The organism is Rhodococcoides corynebacterioides NBRC 14404 (genome assembly GCF_001894765.1).
GTDB classification, from domain to species: Bacteria; Actinomycetota; Actinomycetes; order Mycobacteriales; family Mycobacteriaceae; genus Rhodococcoides; species Rhodococcoides corynebacterioides.
This window is the reverse complement of the sequence record NZ_BCWV01000004.1, coordinates 559,877-586,872: the sequence shown is the minus strand read 5'-3', so window position 1 is coordinate 586,872 and position 26,996 is coordinate 559,877. Positions and strand designations below refer to the sequence as shown.

The following is a 26,996-nucleotide window of genomic DNA, read 5'->3' as shown; positions in this document are numbered from 1 at the left end:
GATGTCGCTCGTCGTCACCGGCTGCACTGCGGGCGCCGGTGACGACGCCGCTGCCCCGCCCGCGCCGATCGATTCCAATCCGTTGTCGGAACTCATGAAGCCGAAGGTCACGCTGCCGGCCCCGGACGCGTCGGTCGGCTTCTCTCCCTCCGCTCCCGTGACGGTGTCCGTGGTCGACGGCAGCCTGTCGCGCGTCACCCTCACCGATTCCGCCGGGCAACCCGTCGAGGGTGCCCTCGCTGCCGACCGTGCCTCGTGGATCGCCACGGCACCGCTGGACTACAACGAGACCTACACGGTCGACACGCGCGCCTACGGGCTCGGCGGTGAGGCGACGTCGACGACCTCGTTCACCACCACCTCACCCGGGAATCTCACCAAGCCGTACCTGCTGCCCTCGGAGGGCGAGGTGGTCGGCGTGGGTCAGCCCGTCGCCGTGCAGTTCGACGAGCCGGTGCCGGACAAGGTGGCGGCGCAGAACGCCATCACGGTCACCACGAATCCGCCCGTCGAGGGTGCCTTCTACTGGGTGAACCAGAAGGAGGTGCGCTGGCGGCCGCAGAACTACTGGGTGCCCGGCACCACCGTCGACGTGGCCGTCGACGTGTTCGGTCGCGATCTCGGCGACGGACTGTTCGGCCAGGAGAACGCCCGGTCGTCGTTCACCATCGGCGACGCGGTGATCGCGGTGGCGGACGACGCCACCAAGCAGGTCACCTTCACCGTCAACGGCGAGCAGGTCATGACGATGCCGACGTCGATGGGCAAGAACAGCAGCCCCACCCCGAACGGGGTCTACACGATCGGCGACAAGTTCGCCTCGATGGTGATGGACTCGTCGACCTACGGCGTGCCGGTCGACTCGGCCCAGGGGTACCGCACTCCGGTGGACTGGGCGACGCGAATGTCGTACTCCGGCATCTTCTTCCACTCCGCGCCGTGGTCCGTGGGATCGCAGGGCTACACCAACGTCAGCCACGGATGCCTGAACCTGAGCCCGGCCAACGCCAAGTGGGTCTACGACAACACCAAGCGGGGGGACATCACCATCGTGAAGAACACGGTGGGTGGAACGCTGCCGGGCACGGACGGACTGGGCGACTGGAACATTCCGTGGGAGGAATGGAAGGCCGGGAACGCCCAGTCCGTCTGAAGCCGGTGAGAACTGGGTTCTAGACCCGCAGGCCCAGCGCCGTCAGGTAGCCGACGGGATCGACGGCCTCGCCGCCGCGGCGCACCTCGAAGTGCAGGTGAGGACCGGTGGAGTCGCCCGTGCTGCCGACCGCGCCGATGGCCTGGCCGGGTGCGACGGTGTCGCCCACCGAGACGTCGATGCGGCTCTGGTGGCCGTAGAGCACCTCGGTGTCACCCTTCTTGATGATCACGAGGTTGCCGTAGCCGTCGCCGTTGTCACCGGCGCGGGTGACGGTGCCACCGGTCACGGCGAAGATCGTGGTGCCCGACGGCGCCGCGAAGTCGATGCCCTGGTGGTTCTGCCAACCGCCGCCCGTCGGGTTGCCCCGCCCGCCGAAGCCCGAGGTCACCTCGAACGATCCCGGTGCGAGCGGGAGGCGCGACCCCCCGATACCGGGGGTGGACGTGAACGGAGGCACGGCCGGCGAGGTGCCGGGGCCGGCGGATCCGCTGGGCGGCGTCAGGAACTGATCGCCGAGCACCAGGCCCGCGACCTCCTGGACCAGGACGCCCGTGGCGTCGAAGACAGCGGCCAGGATCGCGGCCTGCTGCTTCGCGGTGAGGGGCAGACCCGGAATCGCCGGCAGGCCGGGGATCGCGGGCAGGGGCGGCAGAGCGGGTGCCGCGGTGGCCGGAGCGGCCCCCAGAACGAGGCTGCCCGTGAGCGCTACGCCGAGAACGGCGCCCCCGATGACCCGCCTTCCCCGGCGGGTGGTGACGGAACGGGACCCCGATTCCCGAGTGGACGTGTCGAGTTCGTGATGCACGTGCTACCTCCGGTTGCGCCCGGATGCGGGCGTCGTCGATCTGACCGGCGCAGACGGAGGAGGTGAGCCGAGCAGACGTCGCCGACGACCGTCGGGCCGGGACGGCCGACGGTCGCACGAGGCCGGTCGACGTCGATGCCCTTCCCTTGACATCCACGATCGACAGGTCTCACGAACAACACGAGTATCTGTGCGGCGCACCTTCCCCAAGAGCGCCAGCGGCCACTTTACGTCACAGAAGTATCTCGCGGTCACACCAATTAACAATTACATCACCGTAATTCGCGCGGTCGGCGTGATCGGCCCGTAACCGGCATGCCATGCGGTCGATCACCGCGAAACGGGGGCGGCGACAGGTGCGCACGCCCGACGTGCCATCATTCGTGCTGCAGGACCGCGGCTCGACCCGAGCCGCGGAGGGGACGAACGTGGGGGACGACCGACGGTGCGCGGGTATTTCAAGCTGGCTGCTGCTCTGACGACGACGGCGACGGTGGTCGGCACGCTGGTCACCGGGGCGGTGGTCGGGCCGGCGGTCGCCTCGGCCGAACCGTGCGGCGGCATCTCCGGCACGGGCATCACCGGGATCGGCGGGCTCGGGCAGCAGGCCGCCGGCCCCCAGGGCGCGCCGCCTCGCTACGCCGGACCCAACACCCGCATCGTCGACTGGGTCAGCGGTCAGGCCGGCCCCAACCGCACCTTCGATCGGTTCGGCATCACCGGAACCGACCTCGGCGTCTCGTGGGACAACGGCGCCGGCCAGACCCTTCTCGCCTTCGGTGACACCTTCGGCAGCTGCGTCGTGCCCGGCGGGCAGTGGCGGCACAACGTGATCCTGCGCAGTGACGACGCGAACCTCGCCGACGGCCTGACCGTGCCCGACGCCGTTCCCGGCGACGTGCGATCGGGTGCGGCCGTGACCGCGCTCGAACCCCGCGTCGCCCAGCAGGCCGTCTCCGCGCTGGGACTCGCCCCGGTGGAGCAGACGGTGGTCCCGACCGCCGGTATCGCGGTGGACGGGGTGCAGTACCTGCAGTTCATGTCCGTCCGCGGCTGGAACGGGTCGGTCTGGTCCACCAACTACGCCTTCACCGCGACCTCGCGCGACAACGGCCAGACCTGGACGCCGGAACCGAGCACCACCCGGTACAACACCGGGGTCACCCTGCCGGGCGCCGAGCAGCTCGACGGCAAGTTCCAGCAGTCCGCCTTCGTGCGCGGCCGAGACGGCATGGTCTACCAGTACGGCACCCCGAACGGTCGCCTCGGCGCGGCGTACCTCGGTCGCGTCGCCCCGGACGGGTTGTTGGACCTGCGGCGCTTCGAGTACTGGAACGGGTCGGGGTGGTCCCCGGACGTCGCGGCCGCCGCCCCCGTCGTCGAGCAGCCCGTGGGTGAGCTGTCGGTGACGTGGAACGACTACCTGGGCCGATTCGTCATGCTCTACGGCAACGACGTCGAGGGACGTATCGTCGCGCGGACCGCTCCGTCCCCGGAAGGTCCGTGGTCCGCGCCGACCACCCTGGTGACCAACAACGACGTCGGCAACTACCCCGGCGGCGGTCTCTACGCGCCGTTCGTCCTTCCGCGCTCCTCGGGCGACAAGCTGTACTTCACCGCGTCCCAGTACTCGTCCTACCAGGTGCTCCTGCTCGAAACGGACCTCGACGCGCTGCGGTGACGTCGCACCGGTCGTCGGCGAGACGCGCTGTCCGACCGCCCGGTTTGCCCAGTCTGTGGATTGGCCACACTGCATCGACAGGGGATAGCGTTCCCGTGCCCAGCGGGCCCACACGCTCCCGATCCTGCGATGAGAACCGAGGTCCTTTCCCGTCATGTCGTCCCTCACGACCGCGTGGCGCGGGCTCCGCAAGCCCGTGTTCGTCCCTGCCACACTGCTGATCGTCCTGATGATCGGCTTCTCGGTGTTGTTCGCCAAGACCGCCGAGGACGCCTTCGAGCGCCTCAACTCGGCCATCACGGACGGCGTCGGATGGTGGTACATCTTGGTCGCCACCGTGTTCGTCGCGTTCGCCTTCTACTGCGGCGTGAGCCGTATCGGCAACATCCGACTCGGGCGGGACGACGAGACGCCCGAGTTCGGCGTGCTGTCCTGGTTCACCATGCTCTTCAGCGCGGGAATGGGCATCGGCCTGGTGTTCTACGGCGTCGCCGAGCCCCTGTCGCACTACGTCACGCCGCCGGTGGCGGGCGGGGTCCCCGGCTCCACCGACGCCGCGGCGAATCAGGCTCTCGAGCTCACGCTGTATCACTGGGGTCTGCACGCCTGGGCGATCTACGTCGTGGTCGGCCTCGGGCTGGCCTACATGACCTACCGCAAGGGCCGGCCGCTCTCGGTGCGATGGCTGTTGGAACCGTTGCTCGGCCGCACGCGGATCGAGGGCGGTATCGGTCACGCGATCGACGTCGTCGCCATCGTGGGCACGCTGTTCGGAGTGGCGACGTCCCTCGGGTTCGGTGTGCAGCAGATCTCCGCCGGACTCGGCTATCTCGGATGGTTCGAGGTGAACAACTGGCTGGTGATCGGTCTCATCGTCCTGGTCACCGGCATGGCGACCTTCTCGGTGGTCTCCGGCGTCTCGCGCGGCCTGAAGTGGTTGTCCAACATCAACATGGGCCTCGCCGCGGCGTTGGCTCTCTTCGTTCTGATCGCCGGCCCCACGCTCTTCCTTCTGCAGTCCTGGGTGCAGAACCTCGGCGGGTACATCCAGTCGTTCCCCGAGCTGATGCTGCGGACCTCGCCGTTCGCGGAAGACGGCTGGACCGGCGCGTGGACCATCTTCTACTGGGGCTGGTGGATGAGCTGGGCGCCCTTCGTCGGCATGTTCATCGCCCGCATCTCCCGCGGCCGCACCATTCGCGAGTTCGTCTTCGGTGTTCTGTTGGCCCCCACCGTGATCGGTTCCCTGTGGTTCACGATCTTCGGTGACGCCGCCATCCTGCGGCAGCGGGGCGACGGGTCCATGACCAACGCCGACGGTGCCGTCGACGTCGACACCTCGCTGTTCCAACTGCTCGACGGGCTGCCGTTGGCCACCATCACCAGCGTGCTCGCGATCCTCGTGATCGTCTTCTTCTTCGTCACGTCCTCCGACTCCGGGTCGCTCGTCATCGACATCCTCTCGACGGGCGGCGACCTCGAGACCCCGAAGATCACCCGGGTGTTCTGGAGTGTGCTCGAAGGCATCGCGGCAGCGGTCCTGCTGCTCATCGGCGGGTCCGGGTCACTGACGGCCCTGCAGACGGCATCGATCGCGACGGCGGTGCCCTTCTCGGTCGTCCTCGTGCTGGCCTGTGTGTCGATGCTCAAGGCGTTCCGGTACGACGTGGCGACCACGCCGCGATACGTCCGCATCACGCCCACCGCCGACACGCGGGTGACCCGCACGGGAGCGCGCACCGTCCGCCGCGGGGGAGTGTCCGCCACGTTCGCCGGACTCTCGCTGCCGACGCAGCAGAACGGCACCTCGGCGCCGGCGGGCGATCACGTGGTCCTCGCGATCCAGGACGTTCCGCAATCGGCCATCGACGTCGACGCCGCCACCGGCGATGCGCAGTACGTGGCCGACGCCGAGCCGCAGGATCCGTTGGGCGGCGAGGTGTTCGACACCCCGCAGTTCGAGGAATCGGCGCAGGCGCAGACCACCAATAAGTAGGCGGAATGCAAGAAGGGCCCCGGTCGGATGACCGGGGCCCTTCTCGTCGGGGTGGACGACGGGACTCGAACCCGCGACAGCCAGGATCACAACCTGGTGCTCTACCAACTGAACTACGCCCACCATCGCGACGCACCCACCGGGCGCGCAGCGCGTTCGATACTAGCCTGACCCCGCGGCCGGAAGCCAATCGGTCCCGGTCCTGCCGGTCGGTCCCGGGCGCGCCCGCCGGTCGGTCTCAGGCGTCGCCGCCGGTCAGGGAACGCACGACCGTCCCGATCTGCTCGGTGGTGGGACCGGGGGGTGCGACGAAGGCCGTCCGCCGGTAGTACTTCAGCTCGCGGATGGACTCCTCGATGTCCGCCAGGGCCCGGTGCGCGAGCCCCTTCTGCGGCTGACCGAAGTAGATCCGCGGGTACCAGCGACGGCACAGTTCCTTCACGGAGCTGACGTCGATCATCCGGTAGTGGAGGTAGTCGTCGAGCTCGGGCATGTCCCGAGCCAGGAATCCGCGGTCGGTCGCGATGGAGTTGCCCGCCAGCGGTGCGGCCTTTTCCGGCACGTGCGCCCGGATGTACGCCAGGACCTGCTCCTGCGCCTCCTCGAGGGTGACCGTGGACCGCCGGACCTCCTCGGTCAGTCCGGACTTGGCGTGCATCTCGGTGACGACGTCCGGCATGTTCGCGAGCGCGTCGTCGTCCGCATGGATCACGATGTCGACCCCGTCGCCGAGCACGGTCAGGTCGCTGTCCGTCACCAGCGCGGCGATCTCGATCAGCTTGTCCGAGGCCAGGTCGAGACCCGTCATCTCGCAGTCGATCCAGACCAGGAAATCCTTGCTCACGTCGTGCCTCACGTTCGGTGCCGTTGTCCTGCTCACCCTAGACCTCGGCGCTAGGGTCGTCTCATGACCGATGCCGCATCCCGCTCCGCTGCCATCGCCGCCGGTTACGCCACGGAGGGTGCGGCCGTCGAACTCGGGACTGTGGTGCTGGGCGGTGCGGCGGACGCCTCGGCGCGCGTGCGTCTCCCGCTGGCGACGATGAATCGCCACGGTCTCGTGGCCGGCGCGACCGGAACCGGTAAGACCAAGACGATCCAGGTGATCGCCGAACAGCTCTCCCGTGCAGGCGTTCCCGTGGTGCTCGCGGACGTCAAGGGCGACCTGTCGGGACTGTCACGGGCGGGCGAGGATTCGGAGAAGATTCGGGCTCGCGCCGTCGACACCGCCGCCGAAGGATGGGCGCCGGAGGGTTTCCCGGTGGAGTTCCTCTCCCTCGGGACCGAGGGCGGTGCGATCCCCGTCCGCGCCACGATCAGCTCCTTCGGACCGATTCTGCTCTCGAAGGTGTTGGGACTGAACGCGACCCAGGAATCCACCTTGGGGTTGATCTTCCACTGGGCGGACACGCAGGGTCTGGCGTTGCTCGATCTGAAGGATCTGCGTTCGGTGATCACGCACCTGACCAGTGAGGAGGGCAAGGCGGACCTGAAGGGCATCGGCGGAGTGTCGTCGTCGACGGCCGGCGTGATCCTGCGGGCGCTGGTCAACCTGGAGGCGGACGGGGGTGACACCTTCTTCGGCGAGCCGGAGATCCGTACCGAGGATCTGCTGCGCGTCACGCCGGACGGGCGCGGCGTGCTGTCGCTGTTCGAGCTCGGACCGCTCGCTGCACGGCCGGCGCTGTTCTCCACGTTCCTCATGTGGATCCTGGCCGATCTGTTCCAGACGCTGCCCGAGGAAGGCGATCTGGACAAGCCGAAACTCGTGTTCGTCTTCGACGAGGCGCATCTGCTGTTCGCGGACGCGTCCAAGGCCTTCCTGCAGCAGGTGGAACAGACGGTCAAGCTGATCCGCTCGAAGGGGGTGGGCATCTTCTTCTGCACCCAGCTGCCGACCGACGTTCCCGGCCCGGTGCTCTCCCAGCTCGGAGCGCGGGTCCAGCACGCCCTGCGCGCCTTCACCCCGGACGATCAGAAGGCGCTGACGAAGACGGTGCGGACGTATCCCACGAGCGAGGACTACGACCTCGAGGAGGCGTTGACGACGCTCGGTACCGGTGAGGCCGTGGTCACCGTGCTGTCCGAGCGTGGCGCGCCGACCCCGGTGGCGTGGACCAGGATTCGGCCGCCGCAGTCGCTGATGGACACCATCGGCACCGAGGCGATCGCCGCGGCGGCGGCGGCGAGTCCGCTGCATGCGACGTACGCGGAGACCGTCGACCGCGACTCGGCGTACGAGCGCCTGTCCGCCCGCCTCGCGCCGCCGACGGCACCGACTGCGCCGACTGCCGAACCCGAATTCCCGCCGCTGCCACAGACCTACGACCTGCCGCCGCTCCCGGCTCCCGAGCCGTCCGGCCCGTCCGCCGCCGAACGGATCATGAGCAATCCTGCGGTGAAGAGCTTCTTGCGTTCCGCCGCCAGCGCGGCCGGACGCGAGATCTCGCGGAGCATCTTCGGGACGGGCCGCCGCCGGCGGTGACGGCAGTCGGATTCAGCCGACGCCGGTGATCACTCCCCGCCGAGCTTCTTGTAGAAGCTGCCCACGATCGGCGCGGTGATGAACCGCGGACTGTACTGTCCCGCAACGGACATGCCCTTGCTGAGGATGCCGGGCACGATACGCATCTTGTTCTTCTCGAGCCCGTCGAGGGACAGCCGCGCGGTGTAGGCGCTGTCGATCCAGAGGAAGTCGGGGACGAGCTTGTCGACGATCGACGCGTCGGCCGGGTCGGGGGTCTCGGTGCGAACCGGACCGGGCGCGAGCAGGGTGCAGTGCACACCGGTGCCGGCGAGTTCGGCGCGCAGGGACTCCGAGAAGGTGTTCACGAAGGCCTTGGTGGCGGCGTAGGTCGCGTTGTTGGGGATGGCCATGTTGCCGGCGGCGGAGCCGGTGATCAGGATGCCGCCGGCGCCGCGAGCGATCATGCCCGGAAGGACGGCGAGGGTGAGGTCGTGCACGGCCACCGCGTTGAGCTGCACCTGGGCGCGCTCGTAGTCGGGGTCGAGCTTCGCCACCGGGCCGAAGGTCGCGATACCGGCGTTGTTGCACAGGATCGAGACGTCGCGGTCGGCGAGTTCGTCGGCCAAGGACTGCCGCTGCACGGGATCGGAGAGATCGTTCACCCGCACCTCGACGGTGACGCCGTGCTCGTCGGTGAGGCGGTCGGCGAGGGCGTTCAACAGGTCACCGCGCCGCGCGACGACGATCAGCGAGTGACCGCGGGCGGCGAGTTCGGCGGCGAGGGCTTCGCCGATGCCGGACGACGCTCCGGTCACGACGGCACGGGCATCGGCGGTGGGTGCGGGGAGGCTCACGACCGCTCAGGCTAGCGAAGCCGGCGGGGGTCCGGCACCGGGAGAGGTCACAAACGTGCGGCCACCCGCGTCCCCTGCTCGATGGCCCGCTTCGCGTCGATCTCCGCGGCGCGCTCGGCCCCACCGATGACGTCGACCCCGATCCCGGCCGTCGTCACGGCGTCGAGCAACGTGCGAACGGGCTCCTGACCGGCGCAGACGATCACGGTGTCGACGGTCAGGGTCCGTGGTCGACCGTCGACCGTGAGGTGCACGCCGGCATCGTCGATACGGTGGTAGGTCACGCCGGAGAGCTGCTCGACGCCGCCGTCCACCAGGTGCGCGCGGTGAACCCATCCGGTGGTCTTGCCGAGCCGGGTGCCGATGCGTCCGGGAGTGCGCTGCAGCAGATACACCTGTCGACGCGGGCTCTCGACCCGGCGTTCGGTCAGCCCGCCGCGCGCGGCCGGGTCGTCGGTCACGCCCCACTCCCGTCGCCACCGCGCGACGTCGAGGGTCGGCGAGGACGTCGTGGTGAGGAACGTGCAGACGTCGACGCCGATGCCGCCCGCCCCGATAACGGCGACGCGATCGCCGATCGGAGCGCGGCCGAGGACCGCGTCGGCGTAGGTGACGACGCTGGGGTGATCGATGCCGGGGATCGTCGGCACGCGCGGCACCACACCCGTCGCGAGGACGACGTGATCGGCGCCGACGACGTCGTCGACGGTGGCGGTGACGCCCAGGCGAACGTCGACGCCGGCACGGTCGAGCGAGTGGGTGAAGTAGCGGATCGTCTCGGCGAACTCCTCCTTGCCGGGGATGCGGCGGGCGATCTCGAACTGGCCGCCGATGCGATCGCTCGACTCGAAGAGCGTCACGCGGTGGCCACGTCGACCCAGCTCGACGGCGGCCGCCAACCCGGCCGGTCCGGCGCCGACGACGGCGATGTCCCGTGCCCGCACGGTCGGTGCGAGAACGAGTTCGGTCTCCCGGCCGGCACGAGGGTTGAGCAGACAGGAGGCCTTGCGGTGGACGAAGACGTGATCGAGGCACGCCTGGTTGCAGGCGATGCAGGTGTTGATCTCGTCGCGGCGGCCGTCGCCGGCCTTGGCCACCCAGTCGGGGTCCGCCAGCATGGGCCGGGCCATGGAGATCAGATCGGCGGCGCCGTCGGCGAGCAGCTGTTCCGCGACCTCGGGCATGGAGATGCGGTTGGTGGCCACCACCGGGACCCGCGCGACGTCGGAGAGGCGGCGGATCTCGTCGGCGAACGCGGCGCGAGGGACCGACGTGACGATGGTGGGGACGCGGGACTCGTGCCAGCCGATGTCGGAGTCGAGCAGATCCACGCCTGCGTCCTCGAGCTCCCGGGCCAGGGCGACGACCTCCGGCCAGGTCTGCCCGTGCGCGACGAGGTCCGCGATCGACAGACGGAACATCAGCAGGAAGTCGGGGCCCACCGCGGCGCGGGTGCGACGCACGATCTCCACGGGCAGACGGCGGCGGTGCGCGGCCGAGCCGCCCCAGCGGTCCGATCGGTGGTTGGTCGCCGGCGCGAGGAACTGGTTGATCAGGTAGCCCTCGCCGCCCATGATCTCGACGCCGTCGTAGCCGGCCCGTTGCGCCAGGCGTGCGCAGCGCACGTAGGCGTCGATCTGTCGCTCGACGCCGCGATCGGTCAGGCGCCAGGGGCGGAACGGGGAGATGGGGGACTTGCGGGACGACGCCGACGCGGCGCCGGGGTGATAGGCGTAGCGGCCCGCGTGGAGGATCTGGAGCACGATGCGCGCGCCCTCGTCGTGCACGGCCGCGGTGATGCGGCGATGGCGCCGCGCCTCGATCCGGTTGGTCAGCTTGGCCGCGAACGGGAGCAACCACCCACGCCGGTTCGGTGCGTAGCCACCCGTCACGATGAGGCCGACCCCGCCGCGGGCCCGCTCGGCGAAGTACGCGGCGAGCTTTCCGGCGTCGTGCGCACGGTCCTCGAGGCCGGTGTGCATCGAGCCCATCACGACGCGGTTGCGCAGGGTCACCGAGCCGACCGTGAAGGGGGAGAGCAGCGTCGGATACCGGTGCGCCTGCGAGGTGTCGGTCACGTTCGCCGAGTGTAGGGACGATGTGCGGTGTCGGACCGGAATCGACGTGTCGCCGCCGCGCCCTATGCTGCGAGGATGGTGGTGGTCGGTGCTCCCGGCACGGTGTCGAAGAAGCAGATCGCGGCGTGGGGCCTGTGGGACTGGGGCGGCGCCGCCTTCCAGGCGGTCATCCTGACGTTCGTCTTCTCGGTCTACCTCACCGACGCCGTGGGCGACGATCTGCCCGGCGGCATCTCGGCCAGTTCGTGGCTCGGCTGGTCGCTGGGTCTGGCCGGACTGCTCATCGCGGTGAGTGCTCCGGTCTCCGGACAGCGCAGCGACGCGCGGGGGCGGCGCACGAGGTCGCTCTTCCTGCTGAGCGTCGCCACCGTCGCCGCGATGGCCGGCTTGTTCTTCGTGAAGGACGACTACCACTACCTGTGGCTGGGGCTGGTGCTGCTCGCGGGTGGGTCGGTCCTGTTCGAGCTCGCGCAGGTGCCCTACACCGCGATGCTCCGGCAGGTCTCCACCCCGGACAACCTGGGACGCGTGTCCGGATTCGGCTGGGCCATGGGCTATTTCGGTGGCATCGTGCTCCTGCTGGTGTCCTACTTCGGCTTCATCGCCGGGGAGGGTGACACTCGGGGCTTCCTGGGCATCTCCACCGAGGACGGTCTGAACATCCGCCTGGTCGCCCTCTTCGCCGCGGTGTGGTTCCTCGTCTTCTCCCTGCCGGTCCTGCTGGCGGTCCCCGAACTGCCGCGCACCGACGCCGTCGCCGCGCGGGCCGGGTACCTCGAGTCCTACCGAGTCCTGCTGCGCGACGTGCGCGACCTGTGGCGCACCGACCGCCGCACGGTGTGGTTCCTCGTCGCCAGTGCGCTCTTCCGGGACGGACTCGCCGGCGTGTTCACCTTCGGCGCCGTCCTCGCCGTCACCGTCTACGGCATCTCGGCCGCCGACGTGCTGCTGTTCGGCGTCGCGGCGAACGTCGCCGCCGCGCTGGGGGCGCTCGCCGCGGGACGCGTCGACGACGCGATCGGGCCCAAGCGGGTCATCGTCGTCTCGTTGGCCGCCATGATCGCCACCGGCATCGTCCTGCTGGTGGTGTCCGGGCCCACGATGTTCTGGATCTTCGGGTTGATCCTGTGCCTGTTCGTCGGGCCCGCGCAGTCGTCGTCACGCACGTTCCTCACGCGCATCGTGCCGCCGGGCCGGGAGGGTCAGATGTTCGGGCTCTACGCGACCACCGGCCGCGCCGTGTCCTTCCTGGCGCCGAGCCTCTTCGGGTTCTTCGTGTACGCGTTCGGCTCCGACCGGGCCGGCATCGTCGGCCTGCTGGTGGTGCTCGCCGCCGGTCTGGCCGCGTTGCTCCCGGTCGCCGCGCCGCGCGGTGATCTGGCTCGGGACGCGGTGGTCTGACGCGGCCCGAGAGGTGTTCAGCGAGCGAGGATCTCGTCCGCGAGTCGATCGGGGTCGTCCTCCGGAACCCAGTGGCTCACCCCGAGCTCGACGAACTCGTACGGCCCCTCGACGTGCTGCGCGCAGCGCTCCGCCGCCACTCGACCGATGGCGGTGTCGTCGTTGCCCCACACGAACGTGGTGGGCACCGTGACGGGACCGAGGTCGCCGAACTCGCGGGTCATGGCGCGATACCAGTTCAACGCGCCGGTGAGCGCAGCGCGGTCAACGACGACGGGCAGGTGGCGCTCGACGATCGTCGGATCCGCCGCGCCGGAGAACATGGCGATCAGGCGACGGGCGTCGTCGGCCAGCAGCACGTCCTCGGCCTTGTCCGGCTGACGGAACAGCTGCATGTACTCGCTGCGCTCCTTCTGGTCCGCGTCGTTCCGCAGGGCCCAGCCGAACGCACCGGGGTGGGGGACGGACACGGCCGTGAGCGAGCGCACCCGCCGGGGATGCCACGCGGCGACGTGCCAGGCGACGATCGCGCCCCAGTCGTGCCCCACCAGGTCGACCGCGTCGATCCCGAGGGAGTCGAGCATGCCCACGACGTCGGCGACGAGTTCCTCGATGCGGTAGGCCTCGATGCCGTCGGGTCGAGCGTCGGGGGAGTAGCCCCGTTGGTCCGGAGCGACGACGTACCGCCCGGCGTCGGCCAGGCGGGCGGCCACGTCGTCCCAGCTCGCGCCGGTTTCGGGGAAGCCGTGCAGCAGCAACGCCGGACGGTTCTCCCGGTCGCCGTACTCGCGTGCGTCGAAGGTCAGGTCGCCCACGGGGATGCGCATGGGCCCCACGCTAGCCGCGTGCGGCGGGGCCTCGCTCCCGGACCGCGGTGCGCGGTTGCCACTGGCCCATGCCCAGCATCACCACGCGCAGTTGCGCGAGGGCGCGTTCGACGACGTCGCGCTCGGCCACGCTGTTCGGCCGCACGTCGAGCAGGTCGACGACCGCCGCGAGCATGGTGTTCACGATGAGATTGGCGACCATGTCGAGATCGTCGGTGGGCCACTGCTCCAGCGCCGGTATGCGCTCGAGGTCCTGCACCAGCTCGTGCACGATGAGCCGCAGCTCGGTGGCGATGGCCCTCCGGACCTCGGGGACCCCGCCGTTGCGCTCGCGGAGGAGGAAACGGAACTGGACGTCGTGGTCACGGATCTGGCCGACGAGCAGACCCAGGGACTCGCGCGCGTTCTCGGCCGACGGGTGTCGACGCGCGTCCCTCAGGACGCGCCGCAACGTGCGCATGCTGTCCTCGACGACGGCGACGCCGAGATCGTCCATCGACGCGAAGTGGCGGTAGAACGCCGTCGGGACGATGCCGGCCGCGCGGGTCACCTCGCGCAGGCTCACGCTGGCGAAACTGCGGTCCTCGATCGTGGCCAAGGTGCCGTCGACCAGCGCACGGCGAGTGCGCTCCTTGCGCTCGGCCCGGCTGGCCGTCGCGGTCCCGGATCGGTCGGACATGAGGTCACAGTAACTCACCTGCGTGTATGCGTGTGCACTCCGCCGATACCGGTGGTGTCCGGATCACTGCTGGTGAGCAGACGTGTCGGTCGTCACATTGGCCTTGAACGTCCCTGGTCCGGGCTGTCACACTCGTTTCCAGTGAACGGATGTGCACTGTTGGCGGGTGCGGATCCGACGTCGCATCCCACCGACATCGAAGGAGACACGATGAGCATCGCCGAACCGGCCGCTCGCCGCCGTCCGTCCCTGCTGTCCAAGCTGCGTCCGCGCCTGCTGGAGACCCTCACCACGCCCCACGCCGTCGACCGCTACCTCGAGCTGGTCGACCCCATGGTGACCGTCGACGAGATGCGGGCCGAGGTGGTCGCCGTGCGTCGGCAGACCGCGGACACGGTGACCCTGACTCTGCGGCCGACCTGGCAGTGGGAAGGCCACACCGCCGGCCACTTCGTCCAGATCGGTGTCGTGGTGAACGGCATCCGGCACACCCGCTGCTACTCGCCCGTGGGCGCGGCAGGTGCCGACGGCACCATCGAGCTGACCGTCAAGAAGCAGAAGGACGGCATCGTCTCCACCTACTTGGTCGACGCGGCCGAGCCCGGACTGGTGGTGAGCCTCGCGCCCGCCACCGGCACGTTCGAGCTCCCGTCGCCTCGGCCGAGCCACGTCCTGCTGATCAGTGGCGGGAGCGGCATCACCCCGGTGATGTCGATGCTGCGCACACTGGTGCACGAGGGGTACACCGGACGCGTCGCGTTCCTGCACTACGCGTTCACCGAGAAGGACGTCTGCTACCGCGCCGAACTCGACCGCATCGCGGCCGAGAACGACAACGTCGACGTCGTCTACGCGTACACCGATCAGCAGGACGGTGGTCATCTCCACGGCTTCTTCGACGCCGAACACCTGGCGACCGCCGCGCCCTGGTACGAGTCCGCGCAGACCTTCCTGTGCGGCCCTCCCGGGCTCATGAAGGGCGTCACCGGCGTGTACGACGAGCTCGGGCTCGCCGACGCCCTCCACAAGGAGGAGTTCGTCACCGCCACCCCCGTCGCGGACGGCGACGCCACGGGCACCGTCACGTTCTCCGCCTCGGGCACCACGTCCGAGAACGACGGCGCCACGCTGCTCGAGCAGGCGGAGAACGCCGGGCTCACCCCGGAATACGGGTGCCGCATGGGCATCTGCTTCACGTGCACCTCGGTCAAGAAGTCCGGATGCACCCGCAACGTCAAGACCGGCGAGACGAGTTCGGATCCCGACACCGAGATCCAGCTGTGCGTCTCCGTCCCCGTGGGCGACGTCGACATCGACGTCTGACCACACCACCACCAGCAGGAGGCATCATGTTCGGACTGTCCTTGTCCTTCCTCCCGTTCATCGGCTCCGGCTCGAAGCCGGAGCCGGCGTCCAGCGCCCTCGATCGGCCCGGCACGGACGGCCCCGTCGTCCTGTCCTACGAAGCCGTCGAGGAACTCGGCCGCAAGCTCGACGACCTGCGTGCGCGCACCGTCGCCGACCTCGGCCAGGAGGATCGCGACTACATCTACAAGATCATCAAGGCGCAGCGGGGATTCGAGGTCGCCGGGCGCGGCCTGATGTACCTCGGCTTCTTCCCGCCGGCGTGGATCGCGGCCGTAGGCGCTCTGTCGATGTCGAAGATCCTCGACAACATGGAGATCGGCCACAACGTCATGCACGGCCAGTACGACTGGATGCGTGAGCCGGGCCTGAACTCCAAGAAGTTCGAGTGGGACACCGCGTGCCCCGCCGACCAGTGGCGGCACTCGCACAACTACATGCACCACACGTACACCAACATCCTGGACATGGACCGGGACATCGGGTACGGCATCCTCCGCATGGACAAGGACCAGAAGTGGAACCCGTACTACCTGGGCAACCCGGTGTACGCGTTCCTGCTGATGATGCTGTTCGAGTGGGGCGTCATGCTGCACGATCTCGAAGCCGAGAACGTGGTGCAGGGCAAGCGCAAGTGGAGCGACGTCAAGCCGCTGGTCCAGGGCTGGTGGCGCAAGGCCGGCCGCCAGGTGCTCAAGGACTACATCGTCTTCCCGGCGCTGACCGGTCCGCTGTTCGTCCCGACGCTCGTCGGCAACGCGACCGCCAACATCGTGCGCAACGTGTGGGCCTACTCGATCATCTTCTGCGGCCACTTCCCGACGGGTGTGCAGACGTTCACCGCCGAGGAAACCGCTCAGGAGACCCGCGGCCAGTGGTACGTCCGGCAGATGCTCGGCTCGGCCAACATCGAGGGCGGCCCGCTGTTCCACATCCTGTCCGGCAACCTCTCGCACCAGATCGAGCACCACCTGTTCCCGGATCTGCCCGCACACCGGTACCCGCAGATCGCTCCCGAGGTCCGGGCGCTGTGCGAGGAGTACGGCCTGCCGTACAACACCGGCGGCTTCTTCCACCAGATCGGTACTGTGTGGGGCAAGATCTTCAAGCTCGCGCTGCCGAACCGGTTCACCGGTCCGGACACCGTCACCGGTGTGATCATCGAGCGCGAGAAGGCCGCAGCCTGAGGAGGACCTTCGTGGTCGGCAAGTTCGAACGCAACAAGGACACCGTGCAGGAGATGACCGAGTCCGCCGCCATGCACGTCGGCCGGATCGCCGTCATCATCGCCACGGCGGTCCGCGACGTCACCCGAGAGATCGGCGACCTCGTCACCGACGGCATCGAGATGCGCGAAGCATCCCGGCGCGCCCAGCGCGACAACCGATCCTTCGAGGTGATCGACGGAGAGTTCGAGCAGGTCGCCGAGAAGTAGACCGATCGACGACGCCCCACCCCCGAATCCTCGGGGGTGGGGCGTTCGTCGTGGGTGGGGGTGGATCGTGACGTTCCGGCCCCGGATACCGGGGCTGAAGGTTCACTATCCCTGTCGCCACGGGTCTTCGTACACGACACTGTCCTCGTGAGAATCACCGACGCCCAGCGCCGCGCCCGACTGATCTCCCGCCATGCGGTGGGGACGGGGGAGTCGCTCACCCCCGACGAGGTGACCGCCCGCGTCCTGGCGCTCCACGCCACCGATCCCGCCAGCGTCTCGTTGCAGGTGATCGCCCGGTCGCGCACCGCCACGCTCGCCGACATCGCGACCGCCATGTACGACGCCCGCACGCTGGTCCGCGTTCTCGCCATGCGCCGGACGTTGTTCGTCGTCGAGAAGCCGTTCATGCCCGTCGTGCAGGCGGGGGCGAGTGCGGGGGTGGCGCGCACGCTGCGCACCCGCTTGCTCAAGGAGTTGTCGACCAAGCCGACCGACCCCGTGATCGACGACGCCGAGGCCTGGCTCTCCGGGGTGGAGGCCGACGTCGACGCGGCGTTGCGCGCGGCCGGAACGGCCACCGGCGCCGAGTTGTCCACCGCCGTACCGGCATTGCGCACCGCCTTCCTGCCGACGACGGACAAGAAGTACGACGTGCGTCGCAACGTCACGTCCTCGCTGCTCGCCCTGCTGTCCGCCGAGGGGCGCATGGTGCGGGTGCAGCCGCGGGGGTCGTGGTCGTCCCGGCACCACACGTGGGCGCCGGTCGACTACTGGTGGCCGGACGGACTGCCCGAGATCGACGAGGCCGAGGCGCGGGTCGAGGTGGCGCGGCGGTGGCTCGAGGTGTTCGGGCCCGCGACCGTCGACGACCTGCAGTGGTGGACCGGGTGGTCGAAGGGGCACACGCAGAAAGCCGTGACGGCCCTCGACGTCCGCGAGGTCGAGCTGGACTCGGCGCCGGGAATCATGCTGTCCGGCACCGAGATCGAGAAATCCACCGGAGGTGCGGCGCTCCTGCCCGCCCTGGATCCCACGCCGATGGGCTGGAAGGACCGGCGCTGGTTCCTGCCCGACGCGCTTCGCCCGGCGCTGTTCGACACCTTCGGCAACGTGGGCCCCACCGTGTGGTGGAACGGCCGCGTCGTCGGCGGGTGGGCGGTGCGGCCGGGGGAGGGCGTGGTTACCCGTCTGGTCGAGGAGGTTCCCGCGCGGGCAGCCGCGGAGATCGAGCGCGAGGCAGTCCGGATCTCCGCCGTGCTCGTCGGAACGCCCGTGACGCCGTCGTTCCCGACGCCGCTGGAGAAGGACCTGCGGACCGGCCCGGCACCCTCGGTGCAGTAGTCCACCCGCACGGTGGATTTCTGCACCGACAGTCAGGGCAGCAGGCCCGCCCGACGCGCCGAGGTGGCGGCCTCCATGCGCGTGGTGGCACCGAGCTTGACCATGATCGACTTCATGTAGCTCTTCACCGTGCCGACGGTCAGTCCCAACGACTCCGCCACGGCTGCATTGGATTTGCCGGTGGCGACGAGGGCCACCACGTCGAGCTCGCGTGCCGTGAGCACGCACGACGTATCGGGTTCGACGCCGCCGACCACGGCTCCGGCAAGATCGGCGCCGGCCCGATCGAGGGCGGCTTTCACGGTCGGATCGTCCACCCGCGCCGCGAGCATGCGCAGGTTGGCGTACGCCAGTCGAATGTCCTCACGCAGCCGGTCCGAGCGGGCCCGCTCCTCGTCCACCGCGAGTTCCTGGCCGACGCGGCGAGCCTCGTCGCTCAACGCGTCGAGGACCCGGCCGCCGATGATGCCGACGCGATGGTTCGCGCCGTAGAGCACGCCGACGTGCCGCTCGTTCACCACGACGGGCGCCGCGATCATGGCGCGCAGGCCCTCGGCGGCGATGATCGCGTCGTATCGATGGCTGATGACGGAGGTGGTGGTGTAGTCGTCGACCGACACCGTCCGGCCGATCTGGAGAACACGGCCGCCGAGCCCCTGCCCCGGCTCGAGCGCGACGCCGTCGAGAGCGCCGACCGACCGGCCGCAGAAGTGCGCGAGCGAGAGCTTCCGGGACGCGCCGACCGTGCCGCCGAAGGCAAGGGAGACCCCCGTGGCCTGCCGCAACCGGGCGACAGCGGTGTCCATGCGCGAACTCGTACTGGCGATCATCTCTCCGTCTTTCTCACCGAACCACGTCGGACACCCACCCCCTTCGGAGGGTATCGCCCGGCACGTGGTGTGGACCACACTGAATCACAGAACGAGTGAAAGGACACCACTGTGCACGGAGTTGCCACGGCCCCCGCGGCCGCCGCCGACGGAACCGCCGCCACCGCGGCCCACATCGACGCGCTCGTCGCGACGTACGGCGCCGCGTCGCTGAACGTCGCCGCCGTGCTCTGCGACGACCACGATCCGTCGGCGATCGCCTTCACGTTCGTCGACGTCGACACCGACGGCGCCCTCACCCACCACGATCTGACGTTCGGCGACCTCGCCGACAAGTCCGCGCGGTTCGCCACCGGGCTCGCGTCGATGGGCATCGGCGAGGGCGACCGCGTCGGCGTCCTGATGAGCAAGCGTGAGGAACTGATCGTCGCGCTGCTCGCGATCTGGCGCCTCGGCGCCGTGCACGTACCGCTGTTCACCGCGTTCGCGACGCCCGCGATCGAGATGCGGGTGACGGCCGCGGCAGCGCGCGTGGTCGTCGTCGACAGCGACCAGCGGCCGAAGCTCGAGGGCATCGACGGGATCGCCGTCGTGGAGACCGGACCCGGTTTCGACGCGATGGTCGCCGAGAACGAGCCCCTGGCGTCGTCGGTCGCCGTGGGTGGCGACGGCATCATCGTCCAGCTCTTCACCTCGGGCACCACCGGTCGCCCGAAGGGTGTGCCGGTGCCGGCACGGGCGCTGGCGTCGTTCGTGGCGTACATGACGTACGGGCTGGACGTGCGCGAGGACGACGTGTTCTGGAACGCCGCCGACCCCGGCTGGGCGTACGGGCTGTATTACGCGATTCTCGGGCCGATGGCGATGGGTCGGCGCAGCCTGATGCTGCACGCGGGATTCACCCCCGCGGTGACGTCCGCCGTCATGACCACCTTCGGGGTCACCAACTTCGCCGCCGCCCCCACCGTCTACCGCAGCCTCAGCAAGGATCCGTCCGTGGGCGGGCTGTCGCTGCGCCGGGCGTCGTCGGCGGGCGAGCCCCTGACTCCCGACGTCCTCGTCTGGGGCGAGAAGGCACTCGGGGTGACCGTGCGTGATCACTACGGGCAGACCGAACACGGCATGGTCATCGTCAACGGATGGCACGACGACGTACGTGTCGACGTGATCCCGGGATCGATGGGCACGCCGCTGCCGGGCTTCGCCGCGGGAGTGATCGACGGCCAGATCGCGTTCGACGTCGCCGGCTCACCGCTGATGTGGTTCGACGGCTACCTCGACGATCCCGACAAGACCGCCGAGCGGTTCACCGAGGACCGCGCCTGGTATCTCACCGGTGACGCGGGACGGGTCGAGGACGGCTCCTACTTCTTCTCCGCGCGCAACGACGACGTCATCATCATGGCCGGGTACCGCATCGGCCCGTTCGACATCGAGAGCGTGCTGGTCGAGCACCCGTCGGTGATCGACGTGGCCGTGGTGGGCCAGCCCGACGACATCCGCGGCGAGGTGGTCGAGGCGTACGTGGTGCTCGCACCCGGCACCGAGGGGTCGGCCGAGCTGGAGACCGAGCTGCAGCAGCTGGTGAAGACCAAGTTCGCGGCGCACGCCTACCCGCGGACGGTGCACTTCGTCGACGCCCTGCCCAAGACGCCGAGCGGCAAGATCCAGCGATTCCTGTTGCGCCGCAAGCGCTAGTTCGGGAGCAGGGCGCGGAACTCGGGGCAGTACGCCCCGATCGCGGAGCCGACGATGGCCCCGGCCGCGCCCTGATCCCACTTGCCGCCGCTGCCGGTGGTCACCGCGTCCACCTCGGCGATCACCGGCGCGCCCTGCTGCAGTTCGGCGCAGATGCCGCGGCCCAGGATGACCATGGTCTCGGGGTCGGCGAACTCGACGGCCCCGGCCCGCAGTCCGGCGACGAACAGATCGTCGGCCGCGACGGCGTCCGCTCCGGTGGGGACCGCGGGACCTGCGACGGCAGGGGTGCTCGGCTCGGTGGTGGGCGAGTCGGCGGACGTCTCCGGTGCCGCGTCGGACGCCGCTGGAGCCTCGGCGGGCGGGTCGGCCGGCGCACATCCGGCGAGCGCCAGCGCGCACGCCCCGGCGGCGAGTAGTCGGCGCATCACCCGAGCGACGGTACCGGGTGGGTGATGGTGGAATGTCCCGCGTGATCGACGACGTGCGCGAATTCCGAACGGTGGCGGGCCTCGCCGCGGTGGCCGGCTTCGTCGACGGCGTGGGATTCGTTGCGCTCGGCGGCTTCTTCCTGTCCTTCATCACCGGCAACTCGACGCGCAGCGCGGTGATGCTCGTCGAGGGCGACGTCGGGGCGGTGGCGGTCGGCTTGTCGATCGTGGCGACGTTCGTGGTCGGCGTGATCGTCGGGGGAGTGGTCGGGGCGGTCGCGGACCGTCGACGGCGCTCGGTCGTGTTGGCGACGGTCGCGGTGCTGCTGGCCCTCGCCGGGGTGGTCCACCTCCTGGTGCACACCACTCTGCCGTCTGCCCTGGTCCTCACCGCCGGCATGGGCGCGCTGAACGCCGCGTTCGCCCGTCGCGGCGGGGCCGTCGCCGTCACCTACATGACCGGCATGCTCGTCACCGCCGGGTTGCGCGTGGCCGATCGACTTCTGGGGCGCGGGACCGCGACGTGGCTGCAGCCGCTGGCACTCTGGACCGCACTCACCCTGGGTGCCGTGGCGGGCGCGGCAGCGTACCGGCTGCTGGGTTTCTCGGCGCCGGCGATCGCCCTGGCGGTGGTACTCGTGGCGGCCGGCCTGACGTACCGGGCCGGCCAGTGACAGCGGCGGGGGTTCCCGCGGGCGTTGTCTGCGTGCACGGACGGTGCACCGTCCGCGCACGCACGGGCGATCAGCGGGACGGGCGGTGCGGCCCGGGGGACAGGAGTCGCGGAGTGCCCCCGGCAGGATTCGAACCTGCGACCAAGGGATTAGAAGGCCCTTGCTCTATCCCCTGAGCTACGGAGGCGCACGGAAAGTGTAGCCAAGGGGCGTCCCCGGCATCGGTGGAGTCCGCCGGTGTGGCGCATCTACTACAACCTGTCGGCGAATACGGCCCGATCGGCTTCTACCCTGGAAGCATGGCAACCACCGAGGTCCGACCCGTCACGACGCCCGAGCGGGGCGCGGGGTCGTCGGGCGTCGCCGCGGGAGCCGGACTGGTCGCGGCGGTCGTGGCGGCGCTCGTCGTCGCGCTGTCCGCGTCGCAGGCCCTGGTGCTGCTCGGCATCCCGGATCCGGGTCCCGTCACCACCTACGGACTGCCGGCGGTGCGGGCGCTCGGGGAGATCGCCGCGGTGATCGCGATCGGGTCGCTGCTGCTCGCGGCGTTCCTCGTCCCGCCGCAGACATCGGGCGTGCTCGATGTCGACGGCTACCGCGCGGTGCGCACGGCCTCCGCCGCCGCCGCCGTGTGGGCCGCGTGCGCGATCGTCCTGGTGCCGCTCACCCTCTCGGACACGTCCGGTCAGCCGCTCGGGCAGGCGCTCGAACCCGCGAATCTGTGGTCCGGCCTGGCTCAGGTGGAACTGGCGCGAGCCTGGCAGTGGACGGCGATCATCGCCCTGATCCTCACCGTCGCCGCGCGCAGCGTGCTCCGCTGGGGCTGGACGCCGGTGCTCCTGCTGATCGGGCTCGCCTCGCTCATGCCGTTGGCCCTGACCGGGCACTCGTCGTCCGGCGGGTCGCACGACGTCGCCACCAACAGCCTGATCCTCCACCTCGTCGCGGCGTCGCTGTGGGCCGGCGGACTCTTCGCTCTGCTCGCGCACGCTCGTCGTCGCGGCGCTCACACCGATGTCGCCGCCCGCCGGTTCTCGGCCGTCGCGCTGGTCGCGTTCGTGGTGATGGGCGTGAGTGGCGTGGTCAACGCCTTCGTCCGCATCACCCCGTCCGATCTGATCGAGACCACCTACGGTCGCCTGGTGCTGGCCAAGGTGGTGGCACTCGTCGCGCTCGGGACGTTCGGCTACGTCCATCGTCGACGGTCGCTGCCGGACCTCGCCGCCGACCCGTCGTCACGCTCGGCGCTCGTCCGCTTCGCCGGTGCCGAGATGCTGGTGTTCGCGGCCACCGTCGGACTGGCCGTGGGACTCTCACGCACCCCGCCGCCCGCGGGCGACGGACGGGAGCTCACCCTCACCGAGGTCGAACTCGGCTACGACCTGACCCGGCCCCCGTCGTTCGCCACCTTCGTCACCGACTGGCGCTTCGACCTGATCTTCGGCACCGCCGCGATCGTGCTCGCCGTCGTCTATCCGATCGGCGTGCGTCGTCTGACCCGGCGCGGCGACACCTGGCCGATGGGCCGCACCGTCGCGTGGGTCCTGGGCTGTCTGAGCCTGCTGGTCGCCACGTCGTCGGGCATCGGCCGGTACTCCATGGCCATGTTCTCCGTGCACATGGGCGCGCACATGGTGCTCTCGATGCTCACGCCGGTGCTGCTCGCGCTCGGCGGCGGAGTCACCCTGGCGCTGCGGGTGCTGCCCGCGGCGGGGAAGACCGGTGTGCCCGGACCGCGTGAGTGGATCCTCGCGGCGCTGCACAGTCCGGTGTCGCGGTTCCTCACGCAGCCCCTGGTGGCCGCCGTGATCTTCGTCGGTGGTTTCTACGCGCTGTACCTGGGCGGTATCTACGACTCGGCGGTGGACTCGCACGGCGCCCACCTGCTCATGAACCTGCACTTCCTGCTCAGCGGCTACCTCTTCTACTGGGTGGTGATCGGGGTCGATCCGGCGCCGCGGCGGCTGTCCCCGGTGACCAAGCTGGCCATGGTGTTCGGGTCCCTGCCGTTCCACGCCTTCTTCGGCGTCGCGTTGATGAGCACCGAGTCGGTGATGGGGGAGCAGTTCTTCCGCGGACTGGGCCTGCCGTGGAACCAGGATCTGCTGGCCGACCAGCGACTCGGCGGCGGCATCGCCTGGGCGACGGGTGAGATTCCGCTGCTGCTGGTCATGATCGCGCTGCTCGTGCAGTGGTCGGCCAGCGACCGGAAGGAAGCCGTGCGCACCGACCGTGCCGCGGACCGCGACGACGACGCCGACCTGGCCGCTCACAACGCGATGTTCGCCGAGCTGGCCCGACGCGACCGCGACGGGAGTTAGAAGACCCAGCCCCGCAGGGCGAGGAAGCGCAGCGCGCCGACGACGGCCGTCACGGCCACCACGAGCACGGCCGACGCCAGGGCGCCCGTGCCGGGGGCCGCGACCTCGAGTGCGGTGACGGCAGCGGTCGAGACCATGAGGCCGACCAGCGCCAGCCCGCCCGCCTCCCACTGCGCGGTGAACCAGTGGACCCGCTCGCCGGCGTGGAACGTCAGACGGCGATGCAGTTCGTTGGCGAGCACGGTGGACGCGGCAGCGCCCGCGACGTTCGCGATCACCCGCCCCTCCGGCTGCATCAGGACGAACACCGCGACGTACAGCACGTTGCTGACGGCGCCGACGGCCGCGAAGCGAACCAGCTGGGGAACGACGGAATCGTTCCGCACCACCGCGGCGGCGATCACCCGTCCCCTCATGAGACAGGCTTGTTCCCGGTTCTGGGCCGACCTAACCCCACGACGGATCGACGGCCGCGACGAGGCGGCCGAGCAGCGCCTCGAGCGCACGCTGCTCGCCCTCGTCGAGCACGTCGAACAGCCCGGCCGACGCGCGTCGCTGCGCGCGGGCCACGTCCGCGGCGAGGTCCCGTCCGGCATCGGTGAGGTCGACCAGGACGGCACGCCGGTCGGTGTCGTCGGGACGGCGCAGGACGAGTCCGGCCTCGGCCAGGGCGTCGACGACGTCGGTGACCGAGCGGGGCGCGATGCGCAGGCGATCGGCGAGATCCCCCGGGCGCACGGGACCGTCGCTGCGAGCCAGCACCTTCAGCGCTCGCCCGTGCGAGGGCGGGAGTCCGAACGGTTCGAGGGCGGCCAGGTGGCGTCGTCGGAGCGCGCGCGCGACGGTGATCGTGAGGTCGCCGAGATCGCGGTCGGAGGAATGCACGGACCACATCCTACGTTGTAGCGGTCAGCCTCATAGTGAGGTAACCTCATTGTTATTCGGCCCGCGCTCGACGAGGCCGACCGATCACCCGGGAGGTTCCATGCATCCCACTTCCCCCACCCCGGCGCTCCGCGCTGACCCCGCCGGTTCTTCCCCCACCCCGGCGCACCGCGCCGATCCCGCTGGTTCTTCCCCCACCCCGGCCCTCCGCGCCGACCCCGCCGAGCTCCGCCGGGTCGTCGCCCTCTTCCACCCCTACCGTCGGCGCGTCCTCGCCGTCACCGCCGTCATCACCGCGAGCGCCGTCGTCGCTCTGGCATCGCCGCTGCTGCTGCGCGAGATGCTCGACCACGCCATTCCCGACGGCAACACCACGCTGGTCACACTCCTCGCCGCGGGCATGATCGCCGTCGCCGTGGTCACCAACTGTCTCGGCGTCGCGCAGACGTGGATGTCCAACGGGATCGGCCAGGCCCTCATGCACCGGCTCCGGGTGCAGGTGTACTCGCACCTGCAGCGGCAGTCGCTCGGCTTCTTCGCGCGGACCCGCACCGGAGAGGTGCAGTCCCGCATCGCCAACGACATCGGCGGCATGCAGTCCGTCGTCACCAACACCGCCACGTCGATCGCCCAGAACGCGACCACGGTGCTCGCCACGGTCGTCGCTCTGTTCCTGCTCGACTGGCGGCTGGCGCTGTTCTCCCTGCTCATCCTTCCGGTGTTCGTGCGCATCGCGCGCCGGGTCGGGGACGAGCGTCGTCGCATCTCCTCGGTCCGTCAGCGTCTGCTCTCGGAACTGTCGGTCCAGGTCGAGGAGTCGCTGTCGGTCAGCGGGGTGCTGCTGGGCAAGACCACCGGCTCGGGGTCCGTGCTCACGGAACGGTTCTCGGCGCGCTCCGCCGAGGTTGCCGACGTCGAGCTGCGCTCCACCATGGCCGGCAAGTGGCGGATGGCCACCATCTCCATCAGCTTCGCGGTGATGCCCGCGCTGGTCTACTGGTTCGCCGGCGTGAGCATCGGTCACGGCAACACCATCACCGTCGGCACCCTCGTCGCGTTCACCACCCTGCAGACCCAACTGTTCCGACCGACGATGTCGCTCCTCAACACCGGGGTGGAGGTGCAGAGTTCACTCGCCCTGTTCGGCCGCGTCTTCGAGTACCTGGACCTGCCGGTCGACATCGACGAGCCCGCCGCACCGATCGAGGTGGACCCTCGTCGGGCGCGCGGTGACGTGCGCTTCCGCGACGTGAGCTTCCGCTATCCGGGGTCGAGCTCGCCGACGCTGGAGAACATCGACCTCACCGTCCCCGCCGGCAGCACGCTCGCAGTGGTCGGCGCCACGGGCGCCGGCAAGACCACCCTGGGCTACCTCGCCGCCCGCCTGCACGATCCGGAGTCCGGCAGCGTCGAGATCGACGGTGTGGACCTCCGATCGCTCCCGCTCACGACCGTCGCCGACCTGGTGGGCGTGGTGTCGCAGGAGACGTATCTGTTCCACGACACCATCCGGGAGAACCTGCGCTTCGCGAGACCGTCGGCCACCGACGAGGAGATCGAGAACGCCGCCCGCGTCGCGCAGATCCACGAGTTCGTGCTCGCTCTGCCCGACGGCTACGACACGCTGGTCGGCGAACGCGGGTACCGCTTCTCCGGCGGGGAGAAGCAGCGGCTGGCCATCGCCCGCACGGTGCTGCGCGACCCCCCGATCCTCGTGCTCGACGAGGCCACCAGTGCCCTCGACACCGCCACCGAGCGCGCGGTCGCGACGGCCATGGACGAGCTCGGCCGGGGACGTACCCGCATCGTCGTCGCGCACCGGCTCTCCACCGTGCGGCACGCGGACCGCATCGTCGTCCTCGACCACGGTCGGATTCTCGAGCAGGGCACGCACGACGAGCTGGTGGCGGCCGACGGGGCCTATGCTGCGTTGCTCGCCGCGCCCGACCTCGAACCGGACGCCGTCCCGGTGGGCTGAGACCACCTCTGTCAACCCCTCGCCGTGCCCTGTTGATCACCGTCCACAGGGCAGGGTCCGGCGCACCCCGTTCGTCGCCCCGCGGCGGCAT

Annotated in this window: 23 protein-coding genes and 2 tRNA genes; 13 read left to right on the top strand and 12 right to left on the bottom strand. The window is 70.0% G+C overall.

Annotated features, from left to right (window positions below):
* Nucleotide 1: 1 nt before the first annotated feature.
* Nucleotides 2-1,153 (top strand): L,D-transpeptidase, encoded by a 1,152-nt coding sequence (locus RC2_RS12020; RefSeq protein ID WP_082895586.1) that lies wholly within the window; start codon nucleotides 2-4, stop codon nucleotides 1,151-1,153.
* 19 nt (nucleotides 1,154-1,172) lie between these two features.
* Here RC2_RS12020 and RC2_RS12015 read toward each other — a convergent pair whose 3' ends face one another.
* Nucleotides 1,173-1,961, bottom strand: a complete 789-nt coding sequence (locus RC2_RS12015; RefSeq protein ID WP_068149812.1) for a M23 family metallopeptidase — start codon at nucleotides 1,959-1,961, stop codon at nucleotides 1,173-1,175.
* Between the two features lie 445 nt (nucleotides 1,962-2,406).
* On the opposite strand from RC2_RS12015, the gene RC2_RS12010 reads away from it, so the two are divergent.
* Entirely contained in the window at nucleotides 2,407-3,642 is a 1,236-nt protein-coding gene (locus RC2_RS12010; protein ID WP_245811085.1) for a glycoside hydrolase family 183 protein, read from the top strand.
* Between the two features lie 154 nt (nucleotides 3,643-3,796).
* Nucleotides 3,797-5,638, top strand: a complete 1,842-nt coding sequence (locus RC2_RS12005; RefSeq protein WP_068149815.1) for a BCCT family transporter — start codon at nucleotides 3,797-3,799, stop codon at nucleotides 5,636-5,638.
* A 50-nt stretch (nucleotides 5,639-5,688) separates the two neighbouring features.
* Here the strand turns inward: RC2_RS12005 and RC2_RS12000 are convergent.
* Nucleotides 5,689-5,761 (bottom strand) — tRNA-His (locus tag RC2_RS12000).
* Between the two features lie 115 nt (nucleotides 5,762-5,876).
* Nucleotides 5,877-6,482 carry an oligoribonuclease gene (orn, locus tag RC2_RS11995; protein ID WP_072681410.1) on the bottom strand — a complete coding sequence of 202 codons (606 nt, stop codon included), beginning with the start codon at nucleotides 6,480-6,482 and terminating at the stop codon, nucleotides 5,877-5,879.
* Between the two features lie 63 nt (nucleotides 6,483-6,545).
* Between orn and RC2_RS11990 the strand changes: the two genes are divergently transcribed.
* Nucleotides 6,546-8,123: a helicase HerA-like domain-containing protein gene (locus RC2_RS11990; protein ID WP_068152868.1), complete on the top strand. Its 1,578-nt coding sequence runs from the start codon at nucleotides 6,546-6,548 to the stop codon at nucleotides 8,121-8,123.
* Between the two features lie 29 nt (nucleotides 8,124-8,152).
* Here the strand turns inward: RC2_RS11990 and cmrA are convergent, their stop codons facing one another.
* Both cmrA and RC2_RS11980 read right to left on the bottom strand, forming a co-directional pair.
* A complete protein-coding gene (cmrA, locus tag RC2_RS11985) occupies nucleotides 8,153-8,959 on the bottom strand; it encodes a mycolate reductase (RefSeq protein ID WP_068152871.1) in 807 nt (268 codons plus the stop codon).
* Between the two features lie 47 nt (nucleotides 8,960-9,006).
* Complete coding sequence (locus RC2_RS11980) at nucleotides 9,007-11,037, bottom strand: NADPH-dependent 2,4-dienoyl-CoA reductase (protein WP_068152874.1); 2,031 nt, start codon at nucleotides 11,035-11,037, stop codon at nucleotides 9,007-9,009.
* Between the two features lie 75 nt (nucleotides 11,038-11,112).
* Between RC2_RS11980 and RC2_RS11975 the strand changes: the two genes are divergently transcribed.
* Nucleotides 11,113-12,438 (top strand): MFS transporter, encoded by a 1,326-nt coding sequence (locus RC2_RS11975; RefSeq protein ID WP_068152876.1) that lies wholly within the window; start codon nucleotides 11,113-11,115, stop codon nucleotides 12,436-12,438.
* A gap of 17 nt (nucleotides 12,439-12,455) precedes the next feature.
* Here the strand turns inward: RC2_RS11975 and RC2_RS11970 are convergent, their stop codons facing one another.
* Together RC2_RS11970 and RC2_RS11965 are read right to left on the bottom strand one after the other, a co-directional pair.
* Nucleotides 12,456-13,265: an alpha/beta fold hydrolase gene (locus RC2_RS11970; RefSeq protein WP_068152891.1), complete on the bottom strand. Its 810-nt coding sequence runs from the start codon at nucleotides 13,263-13,265 to the stop codon at nucleotides 12,456-12,458.
* Between the two features lie 10 nt (nucleotides 13,266-13,275).
* On the bottom strand, nucleotides 13,276-13,944 hold the full coding sequence (locus RC2_RS11965) for a TetR family transcriptional regulator (protein ID WP_068152892.1): 669 nt from the start codon (nucleotides 13,942-13,944) through the stop codon (nucleotides 13,276-13,278).
* A gap of 210 nt (nucleotides 13,945-14,154) precedes the next feature.
* On the opposite strand from RC2_RS11965, the gene RC2_RS11960 reads away from it, so the two are divergent.
* The 4 genes from RC2_RS11960 to RC2_RS11945 all read left to right on the top strand — a co-directional run bounded on the left by RC2_RS11960 (nucleotide 14,155) and on the right by RC2_RS11945 (nucleotide 18,088).
* On the top strand, nucleotides 14,155-15,267 hold the full coding sequence (locus RC2_RS11960; protein WP_068152895.1) for a ferredoxin reductase: 1,113 nt from the start codon (nucleotides 14,155-14,157) through the stop codon (nucleotides 15,265-15,267).
* A gap of 26 nt (nucleotides 15,268-15,293) precedes the next feature.
* On the top strand, nucleotides 15,294-16,496 hold the full coding sequence (locus RC2_RS11955; RefSeq protein ID WP_068152879.1) for a fatty acid desaturase family protein: 1,203 nt from the start codon (nucleotides 15,294-15,296) through the stop codon (nucleotides 16,494-16,496).
* Nucleotides 16,497-16,507: 11 nt separating this feature from the next.
* Nucleotides 16,508-16,744 (top strand): hypothetical protein, encoded by a 237-nt coding sequence (locus RC2_RS11950; protein ID WP_068152881.1) that lies wholly within the window; start codon nucleotides 16,508-16,510, stop codon nucleotides 16,742-16,744.
* Nucleotides 16,745-16,891: 147 nt separating this feature from the next.
* Entirely contained in the window at nucleotides 16,892-18,088 is a 1,197-nt protein-coding gene (locus RC2_RS11945) for a winged helix DNA-binding domain-containing protein (RefSeq protein ID WP_072681408.1), read from the top strand.
* A gap of 32 nt (nucleotides 18,089-18,120) precedes the next feature.
* On the opposite strand, the gene RC2_RS11940 is transcribed toward RC2_RS11945, so the two are convergent.
* A complete protein-coding gene (locus RC2_RS11940) occupies nucleotides 18,121-18,918 on the bottom strand; it encodes a helix-turn-helix transcriptional regulator (RefSeq protein WP_072681406.1) in 798 nt (265 codons plus the stop codon).
* 111 nt (nucleotides 18,919-19,029) lie between these two features.
* On the opposite strand from RC2_RS11940, the gene RC2_RS11935 reads away from it, so the two are divergent.
* Nucleotides 19,030-20,616, top strand: a complete 1,587-nt coding sequence (locus RC2_RS11935) for an AMP-binding protein (RefSeq protein WP_082895660.1) — start codon at nucleotides 19,030-19,032, stop codon at nucleotides 20,614-20,616.
* On the opposite strand, the gene RC2_RS11930 is transcribed toward RC2_RS11935, so the two are convergent.
* The gene (locus RC2_RS11930) at nucleotides 20,613-21,044 is read right to left on the bottom strand and encodes a DUF732 domain-containing protein (protein ID WP_068150953.1); all 432 of its coding nucleotides are present in this window, start codon (nucleotides 21,042-21,044) and stop codon (nucleotides 20,613-20,615) included. The genes RC2_RS11935 and RC2_RS11930 overlap by 4 nt on opposite strands.
* Before the next feature lie 44 nt (nucleotides 21,045-21,088).
* On the opposite strand from RC2_RS11930, the gene RC2_RS11925 reads away from it, so the two are divergent.
* Complete coding sequence (locus RC2_RS11925) at nucleotides 21,089-21,721, top strand: YoaK family protein (protein ID WP_169846844.1); 633 nt, start codon at nucleotides 21,089-21,091, stop codon at nucleotides 21,719-21,721.
* Nucleotides 21,722-21,835: 114 nt separating this feature from the next.
* On the opposite strand, the gene RC2_RS11920 is transcribed toward RC2_RS11925, so the two are convergent.
* Nucleotides 21,836-21,908 (bottom strand) — tRNA-Arg (locus RC2_RS11920).
* Nucleotides 21,909-22,020: 112 nt separating this feature from the next.
* Between RC2_RS11920 and RC2_RS11915 the strand changes: the two genes are divergently transcribed.
* Nucleotides 22,021-24,042: a bifunctional copper resistance protein CopD/cytochrome c oxidase assembly protein gene (locus RC2_RS11915; RefSeq protein WP_068150960.1), complete on the top strand. Its 2,022-nt coding sequence runs from the start codon at nucleotides 22,021-22,023 to the stop codon at nucleotides 24,040-24,042.
* Here RC2_RS11915 and RC2_RS11910 read toward each other — a convergent pair.
* Together RC2_RS11910 and RC2_RS11905 are read right to left on the bottom strand one after the other, a co-directional pair.
* Nucleotides 24,039-24,458 carry a GtrA family protein gene (locus RC2_RS11910; protein ID WP_068150962.1) on the bottom strand — a complete coding sequence of 140 codons (420 nt, stop codon included), beginning with the start codon at nucleotides 24,456-24,458 and terminating at the stop codon, nucleotides 24,039-24,041. The genes RC2_RS11915 and RC2_RS11910 overlap by 4 nt on opposite strands.
* A gap of 31 nt (nucleotides 24,459-24,489) precedes the next feature.
* Nucleotides 24,490-24,927 (bottom strand): MarR family winged helix-turn-helix transcriptional regulator, encoded by a 438-nt coding sequence (locus tag RC2_RS11905; RefSeq protein ID WP_068150968.1) that lies wholly within the window; start codon nucleotides 24,925-24,927, stop codon nucleotides 24,490-24,492.
* A gap of 100 nt (nucleotides 24,928-25,027) precedes the next feature.
* Between RC2_RS11905 and RC2_RS11900 the strand changes: the two genes are divergently transcribed.
* Nucleotides 25,028-26,905, top strand: a complete 1,878-nt coding sequence (locus tag RC2_RS11900; protein WP_083529681.1) for an ABC transporter ATP-binding protein — start codon at nucleotides 25,028-25,030, stop codon at nucleotides 26,903-26,905.
* The last annotated feature ends 91 nt before the right edge of the window (nucleotides 26,906-26,996 follow it).